The sequence below is a fragment of the Pseudorhizobium tarimense genome (assembly GCF_022968135.1).
Classification (GTDB): domain Bacteria; phylum Pseudomonadota; class Alphaproteobacteria; order Rhizobiales; family Rhizobiaceae; genus Neorhizobium; species Neorhizobium tarimense.
Window position 1 is genome coordinate 144262 of the sequence record NZ_JALJRA010000009.1, and the last position, 24805, is coordinate 169066.

Annotated in this window: 24 protein-coding genes and 1 pseudogene; 15 read left to right on the top strand and 10 right to left on the bottom strand. The window is 62.3% G+C overall.

The window, feature by feature from the left end; all coding sequences use genetic code 11:
- The first annotated feature begins 60 nt into the window (after positions 1-60).
- The 14 genes from urtB (at position 61) to ureG (ending at position 11513) form a co-directional block, all read left to right on the top strand.
- Entirely contained in the window at positions 61-1665 is a 1605-nt protein-coding gene (gene urtB, locus MUU54_RS12740; protein ID WP_247244395.1) for an urea ABC transporter permease subunit UrtB, read from the top strand.
- Positions 1662-2822 carry an urea ABC transporter permease subunit UrtC gene (gene urtC, locus MUU54_RS12745; RefSeq protein ID WP_247244396.1) on the top strand — a complete coding sequence of 387 codons (1161 nt, stop codon included), beginning with the start codon at positions 1662-1664 and terminating at the stop codon, positions 2820-2822. Before urtB ends, urtC begins: the two co-directional genes overlap by 4 nt.
- Before the next feature lie 4 nt (positions 2823-2826).
- Positions 2827-3588: an urea ABC transporter ATP-binding protein UrtD gene (gene urtD, locus MUU54_RS12750; protein WP_247244397.1), complete on the top strand. Its 762-nt coding sequence runs from the start codon at positions 2827-2829 to the stop codon at positions 3586-3588.
- 27 nt (positions 3589-3615) lie between these two features.
- The gene (gene urtE, locus MUU54_RS12755; protein ID WP_247244398.1) at positions 3616-4311 is read left to right on the top strand and encodes an urea ABC transporter ATP-binding subunit UrtE; all 696 of its coding nucleotides are present in this window, start codon (positions 3616-3618) and stop codon (positions 4309-4311) included.
- A 203-nt stretch (positions 4312-4514) separates the two neighbouring features.
- Entirely contained in the window at positions 4515-5645 is a 1131-nt protein-coding gene (locus tag MUU54_RS12760; RefSeq protein ID WP_247244399.1) for a CE1 family esterase, read from the top strand.
- Entirely contained in the window at positions 5579-6406 is an 828-nt protein-coding gene (locus MUU54_RS12765) for an urease accessory protein UreD (RefSeq protein WP_247244400.1), read from the top strand. Before MUU54_RS12760 ends, MUU54_RS12765 begins: the two co-directional genes overlap by 67 nt.
- A gap of 19 nt (positions 6407-6425) precedes the next feature.
- Positions 6426-6728 carry an urease subunit gamma gene (locus MUU54_RS12770; RefSeq protein WP_247244401.1) on the top strand — a complete coding sequence of 101 codons (303 nt, stop codon included), beginning with the start codon at positions 6426-6428 and terminating at the stop codon, positions 6726-6728.
- 19 nt (positions 6729-6747) lie between these two features.
- Positions 6748-7053: an urease subunit beta gene (locus MUU54_RS12775; protein WP_247244402.1), complete on the top strand. Its 306-nt coding sequence runs from the start codon at positions 6748-6750 to the stop codon at positions 7051-7053.
- Complete coding sequence (locus MUU54_RS12780; RefSeq protein WP_247244403.1) at positions 7054-7479, top strand: lysozyme inhibitor LprI family protein; 426 nt, start codon at positions 7054-7056, stop codon at positions 7477-7479.
- A gap of 48 nt (positions 7480-7527) precedes the next feature.
- Positions 7528-9237: an urease subunit alpha gene (gene ureC, locus MUU54_RS12785; protein ID WP_247244404.1), complete on the top strand. Its 1710-nt coding sequence runs from the start codon at positions 7528-7530 to the stop codon at positions 9235-9237.
- Between the two features lie 2 nt (positions 9238-9239).
- Complete coding sequence (locus MUU54_RS12790) at positions 9240-9728, top strand: GNAT family N-acetyltransferase (protein ID WP_247244405.1); 489 nt, start codon at positions 9240-9242, stop codon at positions 9726-9728.
- The gene (gene ureE / locus MUU54_RS12795) at positions 9716-10192 is read left to right on the top strand and encodes an urease accessory protein UreE (protein ID WP_247244406.1); all 477 of its coding nucleotides are present in this window, start codon (positions 9716-9718) and stop codon (positions 10190-10192) included. The genes MUU54_RS12790 and ureE overlap by 13 nt, the downstream gene beginning before the upstream one ends.
- A 2-nt stretch (positions 10193-10194) precedes the next feature.
- Positions 10195-10869, top strand: a complete 675-nt coding sequence (locus tag MUU54_RS12800) for an urease accessory protein UreF (protein WP_247244407.1) — start codon at positions 10195-10197, stop codon at positions 10867-10869.
- Positions 10870-10901: 32 nt separating this feature from the next.
- Complete coding sequence (gene ureG / locus MUU54_RS12805) at positions 10902-11513, top strand: urease accessory protein UreG (RefSeq protein WP_247244408.1); 612 nt, start codon at positions 10902-10904, stop codon at positions 11511-11513.
- On the opposite strand, the pseudogene MUU54_RS12810 reads toward ureG, so the two are convergent.
- From MUU54_RS12810 to MUU54_RS12840, 7 genes and pseudogenes are all read right to left on the bottom strand, one after another.
- Positions 11510-12195: pseudogene (locus MUU54_RS12810) on the bottom strand (Crp/Fnr family transcriptional regulator). The gene ureG and the pseudogene MUU54_RS12810 overlap by 4 nt on opposite strands.
- 180 nt (positions 12196-12375) lie before the next feature.
- Complete coding sequence (locus MUU54_RS12815; protein WP_247244409.1) at positions 12376-15708, bottom strand: efflux RND transporter permease subunit; 3333 nt, start codon at positions 15706-15708, stop codon at positions 12376-12378.
- A gap of 13 nt (positions 15709-15721) precedes the next feature.
- Positions 15722-16909 (bottom strand): efflux RND transporter periplasmic adaptor subunit, encoded by a 1188-nt coding sequence (locus tag MUU54_RS12820; protein ID WP_247244410.1) that lies wholly within the window; start codon positions 16907-16909, stop codon positions 15722-15724.
- 273 nt (positions 16910-17182) lie between these two features.
- Entirely contained in the window at positions 17183-18157 is a 975-nt protein-coding gene (locus MUU54_RS12825; protein WP_247244411.1) for an ABC transporter substrate-binding protein, read from the bottom strand.
- A 61-nt stretch (positions 18158-18218) separates the two neighbouring features.
- On the bottom strand, positions 18219-19346 hold the full coding sequence (locus MUU54_RS12830) for an ABC transporter permease (RefSeq protein ID WP_247244412.1): 1128 nt from the start codon (positions 19344-19346) through the stop codon (positions 18219-18221).
- On the bottom strand, positions 19343-20227 hold the full coding sequence (locus MUU54_RS12835; RefSeq protein WP_247244413.1) for an ABC transporter permease: 885 nt from the start codon (positions 20225-20227) through the stop codon (positions 19343-19345). The genes MUU54_RS12830 and MUU54_RS12835 overlap by 4 nt, the downstream gene beginning before the upstream one ends.
- Positions 20217-21008 carry an ABC transporter ATP-binding protein gene (locus MUU54_RS12840; RefSeq protein WP_247244414.1) on the bottom strand — a complete coding sequence of 264 codons (792 nt, stop codon included), beginning with the start codon at positions 21006-21008 and terminating at the stop codon, positions 20217-20219. The genes MUU54_RS12835 and MUU54_RS12840 overlap by 11 nt, the downstream gene beginning before the upstream one ends.
- Positions 21009-21135: 127 nt before the next feature.
- On the opposite strand from MUU54_RS12840, the gene MUU54_RS12845 reads away from it, so the two are divergent.
- The gene (locus tag MUU54_RS12845) at positions 21136-21549 is read left to right on the top strand and encodes a cupin domain-containing protein (RefSeq protein WP_247244415.1); all 414 of its coding nucleotides are present in this window, start codon (positions 21136-21138) and stop codon (positions 21547-21549) included.
- A gap of 14 nt (positions 21550-21563) precedes the next feature.
- Here the strand turns inward: MUU54_RS12845 and hydA are convergent, their stop codons facing one another.
- From hydA to MUU54_RS12860, 3 genes are all read right to left on the bottom strand, one after another.
- Positions 21564-23018, bottom strand: coding sequence for a dihydropyrimidinase (hydA, locus tag MUU54_RS12850; protein ID WP_247244416.1), 1455 nt, complete (start codon positions 23016-23018; stop codon positions 21564-21566).
- A 105-nt stretch (positions 23019-23123) separates the two neighbouring features.
- Complete coding sequence (locus MUU54_RS12855; RefSeq protein ID WP_247244417.1) at positions 23124-23327, bottom strand: hypothetical protein; 204 nt, start codon at positions 23325-23327, stop codon at positions 23124-23126.
- A 49-nt stretch (positions 23328-23376) separates the two neighbouring features.
- Positions 23377-24630 (bottom strand): Zn-dependent hydrolase, encoded by a 1254-nt coding sequence (locus tag MUU54_RS12860; protein ID WP_247244418.1) that lies wholly within the window; start codon positions 24628-24630, stop codon positions 23377-23379.
- Between the last annotated feature and the right edge of the window lie 175 nt (positions 24631-24805).

Sequence of the window (24805 nt, forward strand, 5' to 3'; positions counted from 1 at the left end):
CGGCAGGCGGAAGAGGGGCGGGTCGCGCCCCTCACGCGCAGCCAACCGGGGGCCAAGAGCATGCTAATCCGTTTCGTCACTCTGTTTTTTCTGATCATTTCCGCCGCCGCGCCGTCTCTGGCGCAGAGCGATCCCAAGCCTTTCATCGATCAACTGGCCGATGCGAATTTCAAGCAGGCCGAAGAGATCATCGGCCAGATCGCCGCGACAGGTGACGCTCGCGTTGTGCCCGCGCTGGAAGCCTTTGCCGAGGGCGACCTCTATGCCCGCAAGGCTGACGATGTCGTCTTCATCACCAAGACATCGGGCTCCAAGCTGGCGCTTGTCGACCCGCTGACGGGGGAGAGCGCCGGCGAGGCGGCCAAGGGTGCAATGACGAAGATCAAGGTCAATAACAACCTGCGCCGCGCTATCCGGGATGCACTCGGCGCCCTGACGCTGATGAGCCCGGACCGCAATGCGCGGCTGCAGGCAGCTAACACCATGCTTGCCGCGCCGAGCGAGGATAATCTCGAACTCATTGAAACCGCTCTTGCCAAGGAAACCGATGGCGAGGTGCGAGCCAGAATGGAGGAGGCACGGGCCGTATCGCTGCTCACCTCCGGCCGCTCCATCGAGGAGAAGCGCGAGGCGATCGAGCGGATCCGCAACTATGGCGGACGCGACGCGATCGGCGTGCTGCGCGGCGCCTATGGCTCCGTCGACGCCAGCCTTCAGCCGGACATCGACAAGGCGATCGGCGCGATCGAGAGCGAGATTGCGCTTTGGGACATGGCGCAGAACGTCTGGTACGGTCTGTCGCTCGGCTCGGTGCTGCTGCTGGCGGCAATTGGACTCGCGATCACCTTTGGCGTCATGGGCATCATCAACATGGCGCATGGCGAGATGGTCATGCTCGGCGCCTATTCCACCTTCGTGGTGCAGGACCTCATCCGCTCCAGCGCCCCGCAGCTCTTCGACTGGTCGCTCGCGATCGCGTTGCCGGTCGCCTTCCTGGTGACGGCGGCGGTCGGGCTTGCGATCGAGCGCGGCGTGATCCGCTTCCTTTACGGTCGCCCGCTGGAAACGCTGCTCGCCACCTGGGGGATCTCGCTCATCCTGCAACAGGCGATCCGGTCGATCTTCGGCCCGACCAACCAGGAAGTCGGCAATCCCTCCTGGATGTCCGGCTCCTTTGCGCTGGGAGGCATGAATGTCACCTGGAACCGCATGTGGATCATCATCTTCTCTCTTTCGATCTTCTTTGCGCTGCTGGTGCTGATGAAGAAGTCCTCCTTCGGGCTTCAGATGCGGGCCGTTACGCAGAACCGCCGCATGGCGTCCTCCATGGGAATCCGCACGCCCTGGGTCGATGCCTTCACCTTCGCGCTCGGCTCCGGCATCGCCGGGATTGCCGGTGTTGCGCTCAGCCAGATCGATAACGTCTCGCCGAACCTCGGCCAGAGCTACATCATCGACAGCTTCATGGTGGTGGTGTTCGGCGGGGTGGGCAATCTGTGGGGCACGCTCGTCGGCGCCATGTCGCTAGGGGTCCTCAACAAGTTCCTGGAACCTTGGGCCGGCGCCGTGCTCGGCAAGATCCTCGTGCTGGTGCTGATCATCCTCTTCATCCAGAAGCGGCCGCGCGGGCTCTTCGCACTCAAGGGAAGGGCGGTGGAAGCATGATCACCAGGTTCGTTCTTCGCGCGCTGGAAGGCAAGATCGTCGTCGCCATCGGTGTCCTTCTCGCAATTGCCGTGCTCGTGCCGGCATTGAACCTGCTGGTCCCGGCCGGAAGTGCCTTCCATGTCCCAACCTATGCTGTGTCACTGTTCGGAAAGTATCTCTGCTACGCGCTGCTGGCGCTCGCGCTTGATCTTGTCTGGGGCTATTGCGGCATCCTTTCGCTCGGCCACGGCGCCTTCTTCGCGCTGGGCGGCTATGCCATGGGTATGTACCTCATGCGCCAGATCGGCAGCCGAGGCGTCTATGGCGATCCCCTGCTGCCGGACTTCATGGTTTTCCTCAACTGGAAGGAACTGCCCTGGTTCTGGTACGGCTTCGACATGTTCCCCTTCGCCATGCTGATGGTGCTGGTGGTGCCGGGGCTGCTCGCCTTCCTGTTCGGCTGGTTCGCCTTCCGCAGCCGCGTCAACGGCGTCTATCTGTCAATCATCACACAGGCGATGACCTACGCGCTGATGCTCGCCTTCTTCCGCAACGACATGGGCTTCGGCGGCAATAACGGCCTTACCGACTACAAGGACATCCTGGGTTTTTCCGTGCAGGCGGCCGGTACCCGTAATGTGCTGTTTGCATTGTCGGCCATCATGCTGGCGCTCTGCCTGCTGATTGCGTCGGCCATCGCGCGCTCGAAGTTCGGCAAGGTGCTGGTCGGCGTGCGGGATGCGGAAAGCCGCGTGCGCTTCCTCGGGTTTCGGGTGGAAAACATCAAGCTCTTCACCTTCGTCGTCTCAGCCATGATGGCGGGCATTGCGGGCGCACTCTTTGTGCCGCAGGTCGGCATCATCAACCCGGGCGAATTCGCGCCGGCTAATTCCATCGAGGTGGTGGTCTGGACGGCGGTCGGTGGGCGCGGCACGCTGATCGGGCCGATCATCGGCGCTATTGTCGTCAATGCCGGCAAGAGCTTCTTTACCGGCGCCTTCCCGGAGTTCTGGCTCTACGCACTGGGCGGCCTGTTCATCGCCGTCACGCTGTTCCTGCCCAAGGGCATCGTCGGGACGATCCAGCATGGGTGGAACGCCCGCAAGGCCCTTAAGGCGGCCGCCGAGCGCGAGAAGGGCGAGGATACCGACATGATGCCACAGGCTGCGGAGTAGGACGATGACGACGGTTGCTGAAACGCGGTCAAAGAGCCTGCTCTATCTTGAAAACGTCTCGGTCTCGTTCGACGGCTTCAAAGCACTGAATGCATTGTCCTTCGTGGTGGAGCCGGGTGAGCTCAGGGCGATCATCGGCCCCAACGGCGCCGGGAAGACGACGATGATGGACATCATCACCGGCAAGACGCGACCCGATACCGGCACCGTGTTGTTCGAGGACGCCATCGACCTCACCAAGCGGGATGAGGCGGACATCGCCCAACTCGGCATCGGGCGGAAGTTCCAGAAGCCGACGGTGTTCGAGAGCCATACCGTCTGGGACAATCTGGAGCTTGCGCTGAACCGCTCCCGCGGCGTCTTCGCCACGCTGTTCTACGCGCTCACTGGTGAGGACCGGGCTCGCATCGAGGAGATCCTCGAGACCATCCGCCTGACGCATCGCACGGACGAGCTTGCCGCCAATCTCTCGCACGGCCAGAAGCAGTGGCTCGAGATCGGCATGCTCCTGGCGCAGGAGCCGAAGCTGCTCCTGGTCGATGAGCCGGTGGCCGGCATGACCGACGCCGAGACCGCCGAGACGGCCATCCTGCTTCGCGAGATCGCCGAGACGCGTTCGGTGGTCGTGGTCGAGCACGACATGGGCTTCATCCGCGAACTCGGGGTCAAGGTGACGTGCCTCGCCGAAGGGGCTGTCCTGGCCGAGGGATCGATCGACTTCGTCTCGAGCGATCCAAAGGTTATCGAAAACTATCTTGGGCGCTGAGGCGCGGTCGAACGGGGGAACAGCGTCGTGCTGACAGTCGACAACATCAACCTCCATTACGGTGCGGCACAAGCCTTGCGCGGGGTCTCCCTGACGGCGGAGATGGGAAAGATCACTTGCGTTCTCGGCCGCAACGGCGTCGGCAAGAGCTCGCTGTTGCGGGCCATCACCGGTCAGCATCTTGTGAGCGGCGGTTCGATCAGCTTTGGCGGCTCAGCACTCGATGGCCTTGCTCCTTATGCGAGGGCAAAAAAAGGCGTCGGCTATGTGCCGCAGGGACGGGAAATCTTTCCGCTGCTGACGGTCCAGGAAAATCTGGAAGCGGGCTTTTCGCCGCTGCCACGCAAGGAGCGGGTTATACCGGATGAGATCTTCAGCCTGTTCCCGGTGCTCGGCACCATGCTGTCGCGGCGCGGTGGAGACCTGTCCGGCGGCCAGCAGCAGCAGTTGGCCATCGGCCGCGCCATGGTGATGCGGCCAAAGATCCTCGTGCTGGACGAGCCGACGGAGGGCATCCAGCCCTCGATCATCAAGGATATCGGCCGCGCGATCCGCTACCTGCGGGACTCGACGGGCATGGCGATCCTGCTGGTGGAACAGTATCTCGACTTCTGCCGGGAACTCGCCGACCGCGTCTATATTATGGACCGTGGCGAAATTGTGCACGAAGGTCTTGCCGCAACGCTGGATACGGCAGAAGCAAGGCGGCACCTTACTGTTTAAGGTAACAACTCGCATAGCTTCTATCCCTTTAGATCGTTTCAAAGCCAGCTTGCATATGCTAATACCACCGCAGTTTTAGAGTATTGCGCACCGAGTGATACCCCCTGCACCCCTTTTGTGAGGCGCTGATGGCATCTGCACGCATCGCTGGCTTTCAAGCTTCAGCCGCTCTTGCTCGTTTGATCACGGTAGGAGCTTTTTTCTTGGGCGCCTGTTCCGGCGTCGCCGCCGCGGCAGGCTGTGGTACGTCGCTTCCGGCAGGCCGCTACGACCTTAGCGTCCAGTCGACGGATGCCATACGCTCCGGCGTCGTGTTCGTTCCGTCTTCCTACACCGGCAAGGAGAAGCTGCCGGTGGTCTTCGACTTTCACGGCAGCGACAGCAATCCAGATGGGCAGCTGAAGCGCAGTTCCTGGGACAAGGTTGCCGAGAAGAACGGTTTCGTTGTCGTGGCCCTGCAGGGCAGCCTTGCCGGTCACTATCCCGGCACACACGCCTGGAACGTGCCGCTCGTTACCACGGCGGAAGGTGGTCTCGACGAGGTCGGGTTTATAACGTCTGCACTGACGCAAGTGAAGCGTGACCTATGTGTTGATCCTGGCCGCATTTATGCGTCCGGCTATTCCGGGGGCGGACGCATGCTGTCCCACTACATCTGCAGCGGCCACAGCGACTTTGCCGCAGCCGGCTTCGTCCACTCGCTGCGCGCCGGCGCGCCGGTGGAGGTTGAAGGCAGCTGGCGGCCTGATCCGAAATCCTGTTCGCCGGCGCGGCCGATTTCCATCATGGCCTTCGCCGGCCAGAAGGACACGGCAAACCCGTACGCCGGCGGTGGCAAGCCGTATTGGCAGTACGGCTTTAAAACCGCGATCCAGCGATGGAGCGAGCTCGACGGCTGCAGCGGCAGCGCCAAGATCGAGACGGTCGGTGGCGTGACCTACGGCACCTACGACACCTGCAAGAACGGTGCGCGGATTGCTTCTTACGTCTTTGCTGACGGCACTCATGCCTGGCCGAAACCGAGCGCGACGGAAAACGTCCTTGCCGCGAATGCGGAGGCTCAGGCTGGACTGGCCAAGGTTGCGACGTCATCCAAGCCTTCGTTCGATCCGCGTGTTGATCCGGCAGAGCGGATGTGGGACTTCTTTCAGAAGGCCGACAAGGCGAGTCTGGTTGCGACGGCGGCACCTGCTGCCGCGATGGCAGGCGCTCCCTGTGCGGCGGCAACAACGAGCGACGAACCGGACGCCGATCTGCGGGGAACCACGTGCAGCAGCATTTCGCAGCCCATCGAGAAGCGCCGCAGCGGGCAAGGGGCAAAGGGCGCCTTGTAACCAAGCTCTTCGATGGACGTACGCGTCTTTCGGAGTTCTACCAGGAAGGCTGCGCCAAGATCCGCCTTCCGGACACCTTCTCGCCCGATATGGAGGCGATCCTTATCAATACGTCAGGGGGACTGACTGGCGGCGACGTGATCGAATGGTCCGTCGCCGCCGCTGCTTCTACCCGCCTCACCGTCACCACACAGGCGAACGAGAAGGTCTACCGAGCCGCCTCCGGCACTGCGTCCCTCACTACCAACCTCCGCGTTGCCGCGAACGCGGCGCTTCACTGGATGCCGCAGGAAACCATCCTGTTCGACCAGTCGTCGCTCAGCCGCCGGCTGGAGGTCGATCTTCACGATACATCAGAATTCCTGGCAGTCGAAGCTGTCCTGATGGGGCGGCAGGCAATGGGCGAGCGGTTGAACCGCGGGCTGTTTCGCGATCGCTGGCGGGTGCGGCGCGGAGGCCGGCTCGTTCATGCCGAAGACGTGCGGTTCGAGGGTGAAGTCAACGCGGTCGCCTCGCAGCCTGCGACGCTTGCCGGACAAACGGCTTTCGCGACCGTACTCTATGTCGGCCCGCTTGCCGAAGCACTGCTGCCGAAGGTGCGCGACGCGCTGGGCTTAACCAACGGCGGGGCGAGCCGCTGGAACGGCAAGCTCGTCGTCCGGCTGATCGCTTCGAGCGGATTCGAACTAAGAAAAGTGCTGGTACCGGTAATTACCGTATTGCGAAATGGCGCTCCGGTGCCGAAGGTCTGGAACATTTGATAATGAGTGCTGAACGATCATGAACCTGACGCCGAGAGAAAAAGACAAGCTGCTGATTTCCATGGCCGCCGTGGTAGCTCGACGCAGGCTTGAGCGGGGCGTGAAGCTCAACCACCCGGAAGCCATCGCGCTGATCACCGACTTCGTTGTCGAAGGCGCCCGTGACGGCCGCTCCGTCGCCGACCTGATGGAAGCCGGCGCGCATGTCATCAGCCGCGACCAGGTCATGCAAGGGGTCGCCGAGATGATCCATGACGTGCAGGTGGAGGCGACGTTCCCGGATGGAACGAAGCTCGTCACTGTGCATGAACCGATACGTTAAGAGGTTAGGGGGCTGATTCATGATTCCGGGGGAAGTCATTGCCTCTGAAGGGGAAATCGAGCTGAACGCGGACGCGCCGACGATCGTGATCGAGGTTGCCAATACCGGCGACCGGCCGATCCAGGTCGGCAGCCACTATCATTTCTTCGAAACCAATGAGGGCCTTGTCTTCGAGCGCGAGATGACCCGCGGCATGCGGCTCGACATTCCTGCCGGCACCGCCGTGCGGTTCGAGCCCGGACAGAGGCGGCAGGTGACACTGATCCCATTGTCGGGAACGCGCACGGTTTACGGTTTCCAGCAGAAGATCATGGGAGCACTCTGAATGTTGAAGCCCGTTCTTTCGCTCCTGCTGAGCGGATGCGTTCTTCTGGTCGAGGTGCCGGTCTCCGCCCAGGATCAGCCGGATATCGACTGCCAGAATGCGCAGACGCAGATGGAGATGACCTACTGCGCCGAGCGGGATTTCGCGGCGGCAGATGAGGTTTTGAACGCGCAGTACAAGCAGGCGCGGCAGGTGATGAAGGCTTGGGATGCCGATGCCATGGCGGAGTTCAAGGGTGCGGAGGATGCACTGGTCGCGGCTCAGCGGGCGTGGGTTGGCTTCCGCGATGCGCAATGCACCTCCGTCGGCTTTCAGGCTCACGGCGGCACGATGGAGCCGATGCTCATTTACGCCTGCCAGGCCGATCTCACCCGCACGCGCACGGAAGAACTGAAAGAACTGACGGATGTGATGGACGGCATCTGATCTGCTCGATTGCCAGTTCCCTGATCCCTATAGAGAAGGTTTTATCACATGCCGCACAAGATTTCCCGCGCCGCCTATGCCGCCATGTTCGGTCCGACCGTCGGCGATAAGGTGCGGCTCGCCGATACCGAACTCTTCATCGAGGTGGAGAAGGACTTCACCACCTATGGCGAGGAGGTGAAGTTCGGCGGCGGCAAGGTGATCCGCGACGGCATGGGTCAGAGCCAGGCGACACGCGCAGAAGGCGCGGTCGACACCGTCATCACCAATGCATTGATCGTCGACCATAGCGGGATCTACAAGGCCGACGTTGGCCTGAAGGACGGCCGCATCCACGCGATCGGCAAGGCCGGCAATCCGGACACGCAGCCGGGTGTGACCATCATCGTCGGCCCTTCGACCGAGGCGATCGCAGGGGAGGGCAAGATTCTGACCGCCGGCGGCATGGATGCGCATATCCATTACATCTGCCCGCAGCAGATCGAGGAAGCGCTGATGAGCGGCTTCACCTGCATGCTGGGCGGCGGGACGGGGCCTGCTCACGGAACACTCGCCACCACCTGCACCGGCGCATGGCATATCGAGCGGATGATCGAGAGCTTCGATGCCTTCCCGATGAACCTCGCGCTTGCTGGCAAGGGCAATGCCTCGCTGCCGAAGCCGCTGGAGGAGATGATCCTCGCGGGCGCTTCGTCGCTGAAGCTGCACGAGGACTGGGGCACGACGCCGGCTGCGATTGACAACTGCCTCACCGTTGCCGATGAACACGACGTGCAGGTGATGATCCACACGGATACGCTGAACGAATCGGGCTTCGTCGAGAACACGGTGGCCGCCATCAAGGGCCGCACGATCCACGCCTTCCACACGGAAGGGGCGGGCGGCGGTCACGCGCCGGACATCATTAAGGTCTGCGGGCAGCCGAACGTCATCCCGTCATCGACCAACCCGACGCGGCCCTACACAGTCAACACGCTGGCCGAACACCTCGACATGCTGATGGTCTGCCACCACTTGTCGCCGTCGATCCCCGAAGACATCGCTTTTGCCGAGAGCCGCATCCGCAAGGAAACAATCGCGGCGGAAGACATCCTGCACGACATCGGCGCTTTTTCCATCATTTCTTCCGACAGCCAGGCCATGGGCCGCGTCGGCGAAGTGGCGATCCGCACCTGGCAGACGGCCGACAAGATGAAGCGCCAGCGCGGCCGGCTGAGTGACGAGAAGGGCGAGAATGACAATTTCCGCGTCCGCCGCTATATCGCCAAGTACACGATCAATCCGGCGATCGCCCACGGCGTCTCACATGAGATTGGCTCGTTGGAAGTCGGCAAGCGGGCCGACTTGGTGCTCTGGAGCCCGGCCTTCTTCGGCGTGAAGCCCGAGATGGTGCTGCTTGGCGGATCCATCGCCGCAGCGCCGATGGGAGATCCGAACGCCTCGATCCCGACGCCGCAGCCGATGCACTACCGGCCGATGTTTGCCGCCTATGGCAAGCTCAGGACCAATTCCTCCGTCACCTTCGTGTCGCAGGCTTCGTTGGATGGTGGACTTGCGCAGCGTCTCGGCGTGGCGAAGAAGCTGGTAGCGGTGAAGAACGTCCGCGGCGGCATCTCCAAGGCGTCGATGATCCATAATTCGCTGACGCCGCACATCGAGGTCGACCCGGAAACCTATGAGGTTCGTGCCGATGGTGAATTGCTCACCTGTGAGCCTGCCACTGTGCTGCCGATGGCGCAGCGTTATTTCCTGTTTTGACGATGCCGTGCGATCTCGTTTCCGTCCGCTTGCTGACGCCGCCGGACTTCGAGCCATGGTCGGCATTGCGCCATTCCTTGTGGTCGGACCAATCGGCTGAGGCGCATCTTGCTGAGATAGAGGATCTGCAGCGTCGCCAAGCCGGCACCTGCTATGGCGCGTTTCGTGCCGAGGTCCTGATAGCTTTCGCCGAGATCTCTATCCGTCCCTATGCGAACGGCTGCACGTCGACGCCGGTGCCTTTCCTAGAAGGAATCTTCGTGGAAGAGGACAATCGCCGGATGGGGATCGCCCGGCTCCTGCTGGCACAGATTGAGGCGGATCTTAGGGCGAAAGGCTATGTCGAACTTTGTTCGGACGCTGAGATGCACAACATCTCCTCTCACAGGGCTCATCAGCACTGGGGTTTCATCGAGACCGAACGCGTCATCTATTTCCGGAAGCCGCTGGGGCGCGATCCCCGTTCGAGGACCAACGCATGCAACGCATAACCGCATACCACCACGCCGGCGTCATCACCGATCCCCCGGTCGACACGATCGCGCTGCCGCACGACCTGCGCCATCTGAGGCGCAAGGTGCTGCATCTGTCAAATGGCGAGATGGTGATGCTCGACCTGAAGGAGCCGGTGCTGTTTGCCGATGGGGACCGGCTGGTCCTGGAGGACGGCAGCAATCTCGCGATTGCGGCAGCTGCGGAGAAGCTGTTCGAGATTACCGCACGCGACCGCATGCATCTCACAGAGCTTGCCTGGCATCTCGGCAACCGGCACCTTTCGGCGCAGATCGAGGCGGAGCGTATCCTCATCCTTCGCGACCATGTCATCCGCAAGATGCTGGAAGGGTTGGGTGCGACCGTGTCCGAAGTGGAGGAGCCATTCCATCCAGTCCGTGGCGCTTACCACGCCCACGGCGGACATTCTCATGGGCACGACCATCATCACCGGCATGGATAGCCATGACGGGTGAAGAGCTTCGAACGCAGACCCTGCTTCGCTTGATGGCATGGATGTCCCCTGCCTTCCCGATCGGCGGCTTTGCCTGGTCCGGCGGATTGGAGCGGGCGGTGCATGATCGGCTTGTGCAGGACGCTTCGGAGCTGCGGTCATGGTTGGTCGCCGTGCTTCGCCATGGGAGCCTTTGGAACGATGCCATTCTGTTCGGTGAGGGTTGGCGGCGGCATGAGGACCATGAGGGACTGGCGGAGCTTTCTGAACTGGGCTTGGCGCTTGCCGGTTCGGCCGAACGCCATTTCGAGACGCTGTCCCTCGGCAAAGCCTTCGTCGCCACCGCACGCGCCTGGCCGGCGCCGGTGCTGGAGCGTCTGCCGGCTGACGTGCCGTTTCCAGTCGCGGTCGGCGCCATCGCTGCGGCGCACCGGATATCGCTTGAGGATGTGCTGGCGGCTTACCTGCATGCGGCCCTTTCGCAGGCCGTGTCCGCCGGCATCCGTCTCGGCGCCTGCGGGCAGATGGATGGCGTTGCCATTCTGGCGGCGCTGGAGACGGAGATCGGGCAAGTCATTCGCGATGTCTCGGGCGCCACTCTGGACGATCTCGGTACGGCAGCCATTCAGGTAGACATTGCTTCGCTACGGCACGAAACACAGCATTCCAGGCTCTTTCGCTCCTGAGGAACGAGCCTTCGCAGACGAAAGGATATCGCATGAAATCGCAGAATGGTCCGCTTCGCATCGGCATCGGCGGCCCCGTCGGGTCCGGCAAGACGGCGCTGACGGAAAAGCTCTGCAAGGCCCTGCGGGACAAGTATTCCATCGCGGTGGTGACCAACGACATCTATACGCGCGAAGACGCCGAGGCGCTGGTGCGGATGCAGGCTCTTTCCTCTGACCGCATCGTGGGGGTGGAGACAGGTGGATGCCCGCACACGGCAATCCGCGAAGATGCAACCATCAACCTGCAGGCGATCGCGGGCTTAAATGAGCGCTTTCCGGACCTCGATATCGTCTTCATCGAATCCGGCGGCGATAACCTCGCCGCGACCTTCTCGCCCGACCTGGCGGACCTCACTATCTACGTGATCTCCACCTGCCAGGGCGAGGAAATCCCGCGCAAGGGCGGCCCCGGGATCACGCGTTCCGATCTCCTGGTGATCAACAAGAAGGATCTGGCGCCTTATGTCGGCGCCGATCTTGATGTGATGGATCGCGATGCCAGGCAGATGCGGGATCCGAGGCCGCACCTCTTCACCGACCTCAAGAGCGGCGATGGCGTCGACCACGTCGTCCGCTTCCTGAAGGAGAACGGCGGCCTCTAGATGTCGCGCAGGGCGTTGACGTCGCCGATCTGGAGGATGCCGCCCACGCACGGCCACGCCGACGCGGCAAAGCGAGGAAAAGGCGCGCGAGAGCGCTTCCGGCGCAAGCCCCAGCATGCCCGCGAGCAGGCTCTTCTGGAACGGCAGGCGGAGCGACGTCGCGCCTCCGTCGACCAGACAATTCTTCAGCAGATATTCCGCCACCCGCTGCTGGGCGGTGTGAAGACGATCGTTCGCGACGCATTCCATGGTCGCCAACAGGTGCTGCGACAGGCAGCGCATGATCGCCTTGGCGACATCGGGCGCCTGTTCCGCCAGTGTCCGCACTGCGTGGATGCCGAAACGGGCAAGCGTGGCGTTTTCAGCCGTCTGAACATTGAAAGGGTAGGTGTCGTCGCCAAAGATCAGGCATTCGGCAAAGGTATCGCCGGGACCACAGATGCGGATGTCGGCTTCCCGGCCTTCGCGGTTGAAGGCGGTAGAGGCGTACATAGCCGGAGAGTACGCAGTAGAAGTGGTCTGAGGCTTCGCCCTCACCAAACAGAACATGGCGGGCAGGGACGCTGGCAATCGTCGCCGCATTCACCATCTTCACTAGCGAGTCGCCGCCGAGTGATGTCATGAACGGCGTGCGCACCAGAAGCGCCTTGTCCCGGCTGTTCAGTTTCAGGCTCTTGTTCATCTGGACCGTCGCTGTTTCCGTTGGCGCTTCCGGCTGTTTCAGAGACCGGTCATGGGGGGAATGTAACAGCCGCGGTGATAGAGCCATTTGACCTCGATCAATTGCGCCGACGTGCAACGCAAAAGGCCGGGCTTTCACCCGGCCTTGAACATGTTTCTGATCGCCTGCGCCGCGAAATCGCTACTCAGCCGCCCAAGGGGTGAGCCGCAGCACGTTCGAACCCTGCCCGCCCTTGTCGGGCTCTTCGGTCGCGCCGTTCTTCTTCTCGATCGAGGCGATGCGTTGCTCCAGCGTGGCAATCGACTGGGTGGTTTCCTCCGCATGCCGCGTGAGTTGTTCGGAGGAGAGCGTCTCCTCTTCCTCCTCCTTGCTGCCGACGAAGCGGCCGAAGACGCGGCCGAGCAGGCGGGAAAGGTCGTCCATGATCAGGAAGAAGGCCGGCACGACCACCAGAGAGAGCACGGTCGAGACGATGATGCCGCCGATCACGGCGATCGCCATCGGCGCGCGGAACGAGCCGCCTTCGCCGACGCCGAGCGCTGAAGGCAGCATGCCGGCAGACATGGCAATCGATGTCATGATGATCGGCCGGGCACGCTTGCGGCCGGCTTCCACCATGGCGTGCACCCGCTCCATGCCGTGACGGCGCATCTCGATGGCGAAGTCCACCAGCAGGATGGCGTTCTTCGTCACGATGCCCATCAGCATCAGGATGCCGATCAGAACCGGCATGGAAAGCGCGTTCTGCGTCACGATCAGCCCGATCGCCACGCCGCCGATCGCGAGCGGTAGCGAGAACAGGATAGTGAACGGCTGGATCACGTCCTTGAACAGCAGGATCAGCACCACCAGCACCAGCAGCAGGCCGAGCAGCATGGCATTGCCGAAGCCTTGAACCATCTCAGCCTGGACCTTCGCGTCGCCGCTTTCCGCAAGTCGCACCGTCGGCGGAAGCTCAGTCTCGCTGACGATACGCTTAAACTCCTCCGTGGAGGTGTCGAGCGCCGTGCCGAAAGGCACGTCCGAGCCAATGGAGACGACCCGGCTGCGGTCGTAGCGCTTGATCGAGCTCGGGCCTTCCGAATAATCGACATCGGCAACACCGTAGAGCGGCACCATTTCGCCAGTGGCGGTCTTTATCTTCAGTGCACGGATGGCGGCAAGGTCTTGCCGCAGGTCGAGCGACGCCTGCGCCCGGATCGGGATCTGCCGATCGTCGATCGACATCTTGGGCAGCTGCGCGTCGATGTCGCCGATGGTCGCGACGCGAACAGTCTCGGAGATCTGCTGCGGCGTGATGCCGAGGCGGGCCATCTCATCCTTGCGCGGGCGGATCTGCAGTTCCGGCCGGGGCAGGGCGCCTTCCGAGCTCACGTTGGCGAGGATCGGCGAGGTGCGCAGCTCCGATTCCAACCGGCTGACTGCGAGGTTCAGGTCCTCTTCGCTGGACGATAGGAAGTTAAAGCTGAGTTCACGTTCGCCGCGGTCGTTAAGCTTGGAGATCCGGACGTCCGGAATGCTCCGCACCTTCTCGAAGAGCTCGCGCTCCACTTCCCATTGGGGACGCGTGCGTCCGTTGTCCGGCACCTTCGGGATAAGCTCGCCGAGCACAGGGATTGATCCCAGCCCCTTGTTGACGAGCGTCTTGAACAGGGAGTGGTCGATGTTTTCCAAGATGACGCGGACGGTAGCACGGCGCAGTTCGAGGTCGCCCTTGGGCGAGGCGCCGCCCAGGACGAAGACGCTCTCGACGCCCTCAAGGTCGCGCACGGCTGCGTAGATCTGGTCGGTTGTCTGTGCCGTCTCGTCCAGCGTCGCGTTCGGCGGTAGCTCGACCGACAGCACGATCCGGGACGAGTCTTCCGGCGGCAGGAAGCTGCCGGGCACCTGGGCCAGGAGCGCGAGCGAACCAATGAGGAAGGCAATCGCGCCCAGCAGCGTTGCGTAGCGCATGTACCATTTGCTGGTGGTGCCGGTGACGAGACGGGTATAGGCCTTCATCAGGCGGCCGTCATTGTCGTGGTGATCGTCGATCGCGTCTTCGGCACGCATCCAGTAGGCGGCCATCAATGGCGTGATGAGACGCGCAACCATCAATGAGAAGAATACCGAGAAGGCAACTGTCAGGCCGAACTGGATGAAGTACTGGCCGGGGATGCCCGGCATGAAGGACACCGGAACGAAGACGGCAATGATGGTGAAGCTCGTCGCGATGACGGCAAGACCGATCTCGTCTGCGGCTTCCAGCGCCGCCCGGTAGGGCGTCTTGCCCATCTTGATGTGGCGAGCGATGTTTTCAATCTCGACGATCGCGTCATCGACGAGGATACCGGTCGCCAGCGTCAGAGCCAGGAAGCTCACGAGGTTCAGCGAGAATCCGAGGAGGTCCATCACCCAGAAGGTCGGGATCGCCGAAAGCGGCAGCGCCACGGCCGCAATCAACGTTGCGCGCCAGTTCTTCAGGAACAGCATCACGACGATGACCGCCAGCAGGGCTCCTTCCATCAGCGTGTGCAGCGCGGCTTCGTAGTTGCCGTAGGTGAAGTAGACGGAATCGTCCACCATCTCGATGTTGACGTCGGGATGAGTGGCGCGGACACCCGTCAGGCTCTCCTCGACGGTTTCTGCAACCGAGACTTCGCTCGCACCCTTGGCGCGGAAGACGGCGAAGGTGACGGAGGGAACGCCGTTGAAGCGGGAGAAGGACTTCTGTTCCTCATAGGTGTCCGAGATCCGGCCAAGTTCGGAAATCTTGACGAAGCGGCCGCCGGGCAGCGCTATTGTTGTGTCCGTCAGCTGCGCGACAGTACGTGCGTCGCCGAGCGTGCGGATGGTCTGTTCGTTACCGGCAACCTGTCCGCGGCCCGACCCCAGATCGACGTTGGTCCCACGCAGCTGGTTGTTCACGTCGACCGCGGTGATGCCATACGCATCGAGCTTGTCAGGATTGAGCGCGATGCGGATTTCGCGGTCGGCACCGCCATAGCGGTCGATGCGGCCGATGCCCGGCTGTCCTTGCAGTTCGCGCTTGATCACGTCATCGACGAACCAGGACAATTCCTCCAGCGTCATGTTCGGCGAGGAGACGGCGAAGGTCTGGATCGCCTGCCCCTCGACATCGATCTTCGAGACAATCGGCTCCTCTGCGCTTGCCGGCAGGTCGCTGCGGATGCGGTCGATCGCATCCTTCGTGTCCTGCACAGCCTCGTCGGTCGGCTTCTCGATGCGGAACATCACGACGGTCTGCGACTGTCCATCGGTGACGGTCGAGGTAATCTCGTCGACGCCGCTGATCGAGGCCACGGCGTCCTCGACCTCCTTCGTCACCTGCATTTCCAATTCGGCAGGCGAGGCACCGCTTTGGACGACGGTGACGGAGACCACCGGCACGTCGATGTTCGGGAAGCGGGTGATCGGCAGGGAATAGAAGGACTGCAGCCCCAAGAAGATCAGCAGCGCAAAGCCGAGCAGCGGGGCGATCGGGTTGCGGATCGACCAGGCGGAGAAGTTCATCTTGCGTCCTCGCTCAGTTCGAAGCGGCCGATTGGGCGGTAACCGGAGAGATGCGATCGCCGTCGCGCACGAATGCACCAGCCTTTTCGACAACCATGTCACCGGCCGTCAAGCCGTCTGCAATTTCAACGAAGCCGCCATCCTGAATGCCGGTCTGAATCTCAACCTGCTTGACGACGTTGTCCTCGACCTTGCGGGCGTAGGAGCCTTCGCGGCCGGAGGTAACGGCCGAAAGCGGCAGGGCGAGGGCGGTCTTTTGATCTACGGTGATCTCAGCGCTGGCATACATGCCGGCCCGCGCGCCGCTCTTTTCGTCAATGGCAATGCGGACATAGCCAAGGCGGCTGACAGGGTCGACGGTCGGCGAAACCAGGCGAACTTCACCTTCAGTGGTCTCATTGCCACCGGCAATCGTCATCTGCGCCTTCTGACCCGGCTCGACCTTCTGGATGTTCGTCTCCGAAAGGTCGGCTACGAGTTCGAGCGCGCCGTCTTCGATGACGGTGAACAAGGGTTCGCCTGCGCCGCTGGCGATGGCACCAACCTTTGCGTTGCGAGCGGAGACAATCCCCGCAACCGGCGTTTTCACGCCCGTCCGCGCCAGCTTCAGGTCGATGTCGGCAATCTGGCTGTCAACGACCTCGATCTCGGCCTGACCGACGGCGACGGCTTGCTTCGCAGCCTGAAGTCGCGCCTGCGCCACTTCAGCCGCCGCGGTTGCCTGCTCGACCTGCGAGGCGGTGCTGGTTCCCGACTCCTGAAGGCGCGTTGCGCGGTCGCGCTGGCGGATGGCGTCATCGAGGTTGGCCTGCGCCTCGATCACCTGTGCCTTGTACTGAGCAAGTCCCGCTTGCGCCTTTGCCTTGTTCGCCTGCAACTGGCTCTTCTGCAGGATCAGCGTGTCGTCATTCAGCGTCGCCAGTACCTGGTCTGCCTCGACACGGTCGCCGACCTCGGCCTTCAGTTCGCGGATGGAAAGTCCGTCGACCAGCGGCTGCACATAGACTTCCTGAACTGGGCGAATGGTGCCGGTTGCGTGAACGCGATCCGTCAGCGGCTTCTCGACCGCCTCCGTGACAACGATCGACGGCGAGGTCGGTTCGCGTGCGGCCTTCTCCTCGTCCTGCGCGAGCACAGGAGCGGCAAGGGCGAGAATGGCAGCCGGGATGAGACCGGCAAGAGAGGCGTACTTGCGAAGCATGCGTGTCGGTTCCAGAAGAAGTGGAGAGCGGTATCAGGGTCGAGTCACCCGGGATCCCGTACCCTCATGGCCCTATATACGATGTTCACTTGGGAGCCGATCACTGTAGTTACAAGATCAGCTTCCGGCGTTTCATCCGTTGGGTCCTTTTACGTGCGCAAGCCGCACAAATCAATCGTCAGCGGTTATGGGTGAAGCCAGTTTTTGTTATGTATTACGTAAACGCGCGACCGCTAAGCCGCGCGTTTCTTTGCTTATTGCAGTATACTTGAGTCACTGTTGCATGGCGGCGTCGGTGATCTCGGTCGTGTAGGCGCCCTCGGGTTTCTTCGTGATGATGTTCTGGTCGAGCAATGCCTGGGCGGTTCGCTCGTAGACGGCCGGATCCAGCTTGCCCGTCGCATCGCCGATCAGTTTGGCGACCTCGCCCATCATCCGCTTCTGGTGGTTCTCATCCTGGCCACCATTGTCCATGACGATTTCCGCAGCTTCTTCAGGGTTCTCCATGGCATATTTCCAACCCTTCATCGAGGCCCGGACGAACTTCACCATGTTCTCCTTGAACTCCGGATCCTGCAGCTTGTCTTCAAGAACGTAGAGCCCATCCTCCAGCAGGTCGTTGCCCATCTCCGTATAGTTGAACACCACCAGGTCCTCCGGCTTGAAGCCGGCATCGATTGCCTGCCAATACTCGTTGTAGGTCATGACCGAGATGCAGTCGGCCTGCTTCTGGACGAGCGGCTGGACGTCGAAACTCTGCTTCAGGACGTTCACGCCATCCGCTCCGCCCTCGGTGGATAAGCCCAGTTTGTTCATCCAGGCGAAGAAGGGGTATTCGTTGCCGAAGAACCAGACGCCAAGGGTGTGGCCCTTGAAGTCTGCCTCAGTTTGGATCGGGCCGTCCTTCGGGCAGATGAGTTGCAGGCCCGATTTCTGAAAGGGCTGGGCGATGTTGACGAGCGACACGCCCTTTTCCCGGGCAACCAGCGCACCGCCCATCCAGGCGACGATGACGTCGGCGCCGCCGCCAGCAATCACCTGTTCCGGCGCAATGTCCGGACCGCCGGCCTTGATCTCGACATCAAGTCCCTCGTCCTCGTAGAAGCCTTTGTCCTGCGCCACGTAATAGCCGGCGAACTGAGACTGGGCGACCCATTTAAGCTGCAGGGTTATGTCCGCGGCCATGGCCGCCTGCGCTGCCGCAAGCGACATCGCACCCGCCATCAATGTCATAAGGATATTTCTCATTGTTCTTATCCTTTCCCTCTGAGGTTTCGCCGCCCTCCGTCGTTGCGGAAGGCGGAAACGTCTAGCCACCACGGTTAGACGGATGCCAGAACGTCGTCGCCCGCTCGGCGAGCGCCACGACGCCATAAAAGACCGATCCGATAAGCGCCGCAACGGCGATCTCCGCCCAGACCATGTCAACATTCATGCGGCCGATCTCGGTGGAGATCCGGAAGCCCATGCCGACGATCGGCGTGCCGAAGAACTCCGCGACGATCGCGCCGATCAGTGCCAGCGTCGAGTTGATCTTGAGCGCGTTGAAGATGAAGGGCATGGCGGCCGGCAACCTGAGCTTGCACAGTGTCTGCCAATAGCCGGAAGCATAGGAGCGCATGAGGTCGCGCTCGATGGACCCGGATGCACCGAGGCCAGCCACAGTATTTACGAGCATAGGGAAGAAGGTCATGACGATGACGACGGCTGCCTTCGACTGCCAGTCGAAGCCGAACCACATGACCATGATCGGCGCCACCCCGATGATAGGAAGAGCCGACATCAGATTGCCGATCGGCAGAAGGCCGCGCCGCAGGAAGGCCACTCGGTCCGCCAGGATGGCCACGATGAAGCCTGCGGCGCAGCCAACCAGGTAGCCGAACAGAACGGCCTTTAAGATGGTCTGGCGTACGTCGGCCGCCAGGATCGGGAGCGAACCGGTGATCCGATCCCATATCGCCGACGGTGGAGGCAGAAGGATAAAGGGGATGCCAGCCCCGCGTGTGATCGCTTCCCAGAGGATCAGGATCCACGCGCCGAAGATCGCCGGGATCAGCAAGCGGAGCGCCATGGTGAACTGGCGGCTGGATGGCTTGATCTCGGCGAGTTCTGAGATGCACCGCCAGCCAAGGAGCCAGCTTGCGGCGATCAGCAGGAAATAGGAGAGCCGCGCCTGGCCCTCGTTGCCGGAAATGCCGCCGATCAGAAGCCAGGCTGCAAGATGCGCCGTCACCAGCAGGACGGACACCCGCGCCAGCCGCCCGATTGGCAGAAAAGAGACGAGGGCGCCGATGGCGATCAGCAGCAGGATGAGCGCAGTGGTCTCCATGCCAAAGGGGAAAGGCGCGTCCGGTGCCAGAAGAGGCAGCCGCACCAGGGCGACAAGACAGAGGAGCAGGGTAAGGACGCCCTGCCCGGAGCGGAGGAGGAGGGTCATGTCGCCTGGACTCCCATCCGCCGATCCACCACGCGTCCTCCTATGCCAACAATCGTCACCAGCATGGCGGCCAGTAGCGAACCGGCGATCAGCGCTGCCCACATGTCGATCGTCTGGCTGTAATAGGACCCGGCGAGCAGCTTTGAGCCGATGCCGGCAGCGGCGCCTGTTGGAAGTTCGGCGACAATGGCGCCCACGAGGCTTGCGGCGACTGCGACCTTCATCGAGGTGAACAGGAAAGGCATGGAGGCCGGCATTCTGAGCTTCCAGAAGGTCTGCCAGGTGCTGGCATTGTAGGTTCGCATCAGGTCGAGATGGATAAGGTCCGGCGAGCGCAGGCCCTTCACCATACCGACTGCGACGGGGAAGAACGAAAGGTAGGTCGAAATCAGCGCCTTGGGGATCAGACCGGTGACATTCACCGCCGCCAGCACCACGACGACCATCGGCGCGATCGCCAAGATAGGCACCGTCTGCGAAGCGATGATCCAGGGCATCAGGCTGCGATCAAGCGCCTTCACATGCACGATCCCGACGGCGATCAGCACGCCGAGAGCCGTGCCGAACGCAAAACCTGCGAGCGTCGAGGAGAGCGTCACCCAGGAATGGTACACCAGGCTTCGGTTGCTCGTCACCTTGCGCAGGAAGGTGTTCTCGAACACATTCTGCACCACCTGGTGCGGCGCCGGCACCACCGGCTTCGGCTGCGACAGTGTCTTGCCGACGAACTCCATCGTCGTCGACGTCACGTTACCGCGCCGGTCGAGATCGCGCTGGAACGGCGCGTTCATCCAGATGGCAGCCAGGTACCAGATCGCGATGATGATTGCGACAATGGTGAGAACGGGGACAATGCGGGAGGAGAGGCGTTCATTCCTCATAGCTGTGCCCCGCCCTCAAGCCTTCACGCACCCGGTGGGCGATTGCCAGGAACTCCGGCGTCTCACGGATGTCCAGCGGCCGTTCGCGCGGCAGCGTCGACTCGATCACGTCCGTCACCCTGCCGGGGCGGGGCGACATGACGACGATCTTGGTGGAGAGATAGACGGCCTCCGGAATCGAATGGGTGACGAAGCAGATCGTCTTCTCCGTCGTCGCCCAGAGCTTCAGCAGTTGGGCGTTGAGGTGATCGCGGACGATCTCGTCCAGCGCCCCGAAGGGCTCGTCCATCAGCAGCAGGTCGGCGTCGAAGGCAAGTGCTCGGGCGATCGAGGCCCGCTGCTGCATGCCGCCGGAAAGCTGCCACGGATATTTGTTGCCGAAGCCCGCCAGGTTGACGAGGTCAAGCGTGCGTTGGACGCGCTGCTTCTGCTCGGCTTTCGAATATTCCATGATCTCGAGCGGCAGCGCGACGTTGTTCTCGATGGTCCGCCAAGGATAGAGCGCCGGCGCCTGGAAGACATAGCCGTAGGCTCGCGCCTTGCGTGCCTCTTCCGGCGTCATGCCGTTGACGCTGATTTCGCCGCCCGTGTTCTTCTCCAGGTCGGCGATGACGCGAAGAAAGGTCGTCTTGCCGCAGCCGGAGGGGCCGATGAAGGAAACAAAATCGCCCTTTTCCACCTCCAGATCGACATCCGACAGCGCATGAACCGGGCCATCATTGGTCTGGAAGGTGAGGCCAAGCTTTCTGGCCGAGACGACGGAGGCAGGAGATGCGGTCATGCGGTGTGGCCAGCCATGAGTTCTGTGGGTGCGAAGATTGGTGCGCGTGATATGATCGGGCATCGCCGCGACCGTGATAATGTCCGCTCAAGAGGCGGTCGCGGGGTTCGGCCAAGGGAGAACGCGCATGGACGCATCATCGAAGCCAACCTGCCGGATCGTGAAGCCCGGCTCGACCTATGACGGCAAGCAGGGGCTCAGCTATTTCGAAGGCATCGCGGCGGAAACGGTCGGGTCGACCGGGATCTGCATGCACCTGCTCACTATCCCGCCGGGCGGGCGGGCGAAGGCCCATCTGCACCAGAGCCACGAGACGGCGATCTACATGCTCTCCGGCTCGGCCCACACCTGGTACGGCGACCGGCTGGAGCACCATGTCGTCGTCCATGCCGGCGAGCTCTTCTACATCCCCGCCGGCGTCCCGCACCTGCCCGCCAATCTCTCCAACACGCCCTGCACGGCAATCATCGCCCGGACAGATCCCAGCGAGCAGGAGAGCGTCGTGCTGTTGCCCGAACTGGATGCGCTGGTGGAGAACTAGGGACATAAGCTCGTTTACACCCCGCTCGCCGGAATACCCGTTCGTTCCACCTTGCGTGGGGCCGTCAGTTCCTTCCAGGTCGAGAGCGCCTTGTTGACCGCCTGGAAGGGCTCGCGCTTGACGAACTTGCCGTGGCCTTCCTGCGTCTTGACCGTGCTTTCCTCGATGGCGACGACGCCGCGGGTCAGGGTGTAGCGCGGCAAGCCAGTCACCTGCTTGCCTTCGAAGACATTGTAGTCGATCGCCGACTGCTGGGACTTCGCCGAGATCGTCTTCGAGCGCTTCGGGTCCCAGACGACGATATCGGCATCCGCGCCGAGCAGGATCGCGCCCTTGCGGGGATAGACGTTGAGGATCTTTGCGACGTTCGTTGAGGTCACGGCAACGAACTCGTTCATGGTGATGCGCCCGCTCGCCACGCCGTGGGTCCACAGCATCGGCATGCGGTCTTCCAAGCCCCCGGTTCCGTTTGGAATCTTGCGGAAGTCGCCGATGCCGGTGCGTTTCTGCTCGGTCGTGAAGGCGCAGTGATCGGTCGCCACCACCTGCAGCGAACCCGCCGAGAGGCCGGCCCAGAGCGAATCCTGGTGCTGCTTGTTGCGGAAGGGGGGGCTCATCACCCGGCGGGCGGCATGATCCCAGTCCTTGTCGAAATACTCGCTTTCGTCGAGCGTCAGGTGCTGGATCAGCGGCTCGCCATAGACGCGCATGCCGTTTTGCCGGGCCCGGCGGATCGCCTCGTGCGACTGCTCGCAGGAGGTGTGGACGACGTATAGGGGGGCGCCGGCCATATCCGCGATGATGATGGCGCGGTTGGTGGCCTCGCCCTCGACGGAGGCGGGACGCGAATAGGCGTGCGCTTCCGGCCCGTCATTGCCTTCGTCCATCAGCTTCTGCTGCATGGCCGCGACGACATCGCCGTTCTCGGCATGGACAAGGGGCAGGGCGCCGAGCTCGGCACAGCGCGAGAAGGAGGCGAACATCTCGTCGTCGTTCACCATCAGCGCACCCTTGTAGGCCATGAAGTGCTTGAAGGTGTTGATGCCGTGGTTCAGCACCACCGCCTTCATCTCGTTGAAGACCTGCTCGCCCCACCAGGTGACCGACATGTGGAAGGAATAGTCGCAATTGGCGCGGGTGGACTTGTTGTCCCAGCGCTTCAGGGCATCAAGCAGCGACTGGCCGGGGTCCGGCAGGCAGAAGTCCACCACCATGGTCGTGCCGCCGGCAAGGGCCGCCCTGGTGCCGCTTTCAAAGTCATCGGCGGAATAGGTGCCCATGAAGGGCATTTCGAGGTGGACATGGGGGTCGATGCCGCCTGGCATGACATAGCAGCCGGAGGCGTCGAGAGTTTCGTCGCCGGAGAGGTTTGGGCCGATCTCGATGATCTTGCCACCATCGATCTTGACGTCGGCCTTGTAGGTCAGGTCGGCGGTGACGATGGTTCCGCCTTTGATCACTGTGCTCATGGTCCCGTTCCCTCTGTTCTTGTTTCAAGGGACCACCGGCCGCATGCGGGCCGGAGGCCCGATGCCTATTGTCCTGATCGTCGTCTGGTGTGATTGCTTGTCTGCTCAGGCTTCGAGCAGGCCGAGGCGTTTCTCAATTCTGGGTACGCGCTCGTCCATCCGATCAAGACGGTGCGACAGGTTCGCATACTGCTGTTCAAGAAAACCGAGCCTCGTCTTGATCTCGCGCAGGTCTTCCGAGTGCTTTTCCTGCGTCGCACGGATGGCACGAAGATGCTCAAGGACAAGGTTTTCAGTTGCGGGGGACATTCGCCAGGCTCCGCAGTTCGCGATGGCTTAGAATATAGTGGCGTTGGGCTCACTCGACAATCTCCGCGGTCTCCAGCACGGCGTAGAGGAGCACGTCGGCGCCGGCGCTTGCCCATTCCTTCGAGATATCCTCCGCCTCGTTGTGCGACAGCCCGCCGACGCAGGGACACATGACCATCGTCGCCGGCGCCACCTTGGCCGCCCAGCAGGCATCATGACCGGCGCCGGAGATGATATCCATGTGGCTGTAGCCGAGCTTCTCGGCCGCCTCGCGGACGCGCCCGACCAGAACCGGATCGAAGGTCACCGGATCGAAATGCCCGACGGCCTCCACGGAACAGCCGACGCCCAGGTCGTCGCAGATCTCGGCGGCCTTTTTCTCGATTTTTGCCCGCATCCGGTCGAGCTTCTCCTGACTCGGCGTACGGATGTCGACGGTGAAGACGACCTTGCCGGGGAGCACATTGCGTGAGTTCGGGGAGAAGAACATCTGTCCGACGCCGCCGACGGCGCCCGGCTGCTCGTTCATCGCCACCTCCTGCACCATCTCCAGGATACGGCTCATAGCAAGACCGGCATTGACGCGCATGGTCATCGGGGTGGAGCCGGTGTGGGCTTCCTTGCCCGTCAGCGTGAACTCCAGCCACCAGAGCCCCTGGCAGTGGGTGACGACGCCGATCTGCTTGTTCTCGGCCTCGAGGATCGGGCCCTGTTCGATATGATATTCAAAGTAGGCGTGCATCTTGCGCGCACCGACCTCTTCCTCGCCGACCCAGCCGATGCGCTGCAACTCGTCGCCGAAGCTCTTTCCTTCGGGGTCCTTGCGGGCATAGGCGTAGTCGAGGTCGTGGACGCCGGCGAAGACGCCCGAGGCGAGCATGGCCGGCGCAAAGCGGGCGCCTTCCTCGTTGGTCCAGTTGGCGACGACCACCGGGTGCTTCGTCTTGATGCCGAGGTCGTTCAGAGTGCGGACGACTTCCAAGCCGGATAGCACGCCGAGCACGCCGTCATACTTGCCGCCGGTCGGCTGGGTGTCGAGGTGCGAACCGATGTATACCGGCAGCGCATCAGGGTCGGTGCCGGCGCGGGTCATGAACATGGTGCCCATCTTGTCGACGCCCATCGTCAGCCCCGCATCGTCGCACCATGTCTGGAAGAGCTTACGTCCCTCGGCATCCGCGTCCGTCAACGTCTGGCGATTGTTGCCGCCGGCGATGCCGGGGCCAATTTTCGCCATGTCCATGAGCGAATCCCACAACCTGTCGCCATTGATGCGCAGGTTCTCGCCGGGTGCTGCCACCATCAGCCACATCCTCACCTGTTTGAGCCGCTTTGGCGGCTTATGCTGTTCCCGCCGGTTCTCTGTTTCCTGCCCCGTCAGCAGTGAAACTCAACATTGCCTTTGTTGGACTTGTCGCTGATAATTTGACCGGTTGGTAAAAACATACAATTTCCGCGCCGCCACTCAAGACGAAAAT